The following is a 1,365-nucleotide window of genomic DNA, read 5'->3' on the forward strand; positions in this document are numbered from 1 at the left end:
GCTTCGGACGCGACGTCCGAAGCCGCGGCATCGGATGCGGTGGCGGTCATGCGGAGGGTCCCCCCTGGGAGTGGATGCGGCGCCCGGTCCGGGCGCCGAGGGTCAGCTGACCTTCTTGGCGCCCTGGATGGCCTTCGCGAGGTCCTCCAGGATCTTGGCGCACTTGTCGTACGAGTAGATCGGCTCGGTCACGCGCGGGGCGACCTGGCCGGCCTTGACTGCGGGCATCTCGGCCCAGGTCGGCTTGGCCTTGAGCTCCTCCGGCTGCAGCGTGCCGGTGCGGTTGTCGAGCAGGACCAGGTCGGCCTTGTACTTGCCGGCGTTCTCCCAGCTCAGGCTCTCGAAGAAGCCGCCGGTGTCCAGCTTGTCCGGGGTGATGAACTCGACGCCCAGGGACTTGAAGTACTTCAGGTCGGCCGAGGTGTCGGGGGTGGAGGCGTAGAACAGGTCGGCGGAGCCGGAGCCGACGAGGACCTTGATGCCCGGGTTGGCCTTGGTGGCCTCGCGGACCTTGGCGGCGGCCGCGTCGAAGCGGGCCTTGGCGTCGGCGGACTGCTTGGTGTTCAGGTCGGCGCCCAGGGACTTGGCGAGGTCCGCGGTGCGCTCCAGGGCCTTGTCCATGGAGACGTCGCCGCCGACGCCGACGGCGGCGGCCGGGGCCAGCTTCAGGATCTTGTCCTTGGAGGCCTCGGGCACGTACCAGTAGGTGCCGTCCCAGGTGTTGGTGACGAGCAGCTCGGGCTGGAGGGCCGCGTACTTCTCGACGTTGAACTCGTCGTAGACGTTGCCGAGGATCTCGACCTTGGAGACGTCCATCGAGCCGGCCTGCACGTCGGCCTTGCCGTCGGCGGTCTTGGTCGGGCCGAAGACGCCCTTGACCTGGATGCCGTAGTCGTACAGCGCGGCGGCGGTACCGGTGAACGCGACGATGTTCTTCGGCTTCGCCTTGAGGCTGATGTCCTTGCCGAGGTCGTCCTTGAAGGTCCAGGGGCCGGACGCGGCGGAGCCCTTGTCCTTGTCGCCCGCCCCGTCCTTCGCGTCGGATCCGCCGCACGCGGTGAGGGCCGCGACGAGGCCGAGGGCGCCGCCGGCCGCGATGAGACCGCGGCGGGAGAGGTAGGAGGTACGGGACTTGGGCATGTCTATGTCCGCTTTCGTGCGTGCCGGGCGGCCACTGGGCCGTTCGGAGGGAAGGTTAGCCTAACCTTGGCTGAAACTGGTAAGGGGGGCCTAAGTTTTCTCCGGCTCCCCCTTTTCCCGCACCTCCCCGGCGCGGAGGAGGGGCCTTCCCGCCGAACCGGGGACGCGTGGCTGCGAGCGTTGGCATCATGGCCCTGGCCGGAGGTCCCGACGGGGTGGGGAGGC

The 1,365-nt window shown here is 69.2% G+C and carries 1 protein-coding gene; it reads right to left on the reverse strand.

What is annotated here, in order from left to right; genetic code table 11:
- Positions 1–102: 102 nt before the first annotated feature.
- Positions 103–1,140, reverse strand: coding sequence for an ABC transporter substrate-binding protein (locus ACFXA3_RS42565; RefSeq protein WP_385196914.1), 1,038 nt, complete (start codon positions 1,138–1,140; stop codon positions 103–105).
- Positions 1,141–1,365: the final 225 nt, after the last annotated feature.

Origin of the sequence: Streptomyces sp. NPDC059456, from assembly GCF_042750055.1 — a bacterium.
Taxonomy (GTDB): domain Bacteria; phylum Actinomycetota; class Actinomycetes; order Streptomycetales; family Streptomycetaceae; genus Streptomyces.

What these genes read in the sequence shown, in the direction of transcription:
- ACFXA3_RS42565 (WP_385196914.1), bottom strand. Translation starts at nt 1,140, where the DNA reads ATGCCCAAGTCCCGTACCTCCTACCTCTCCCGCCGCGGTCTCATCGCG.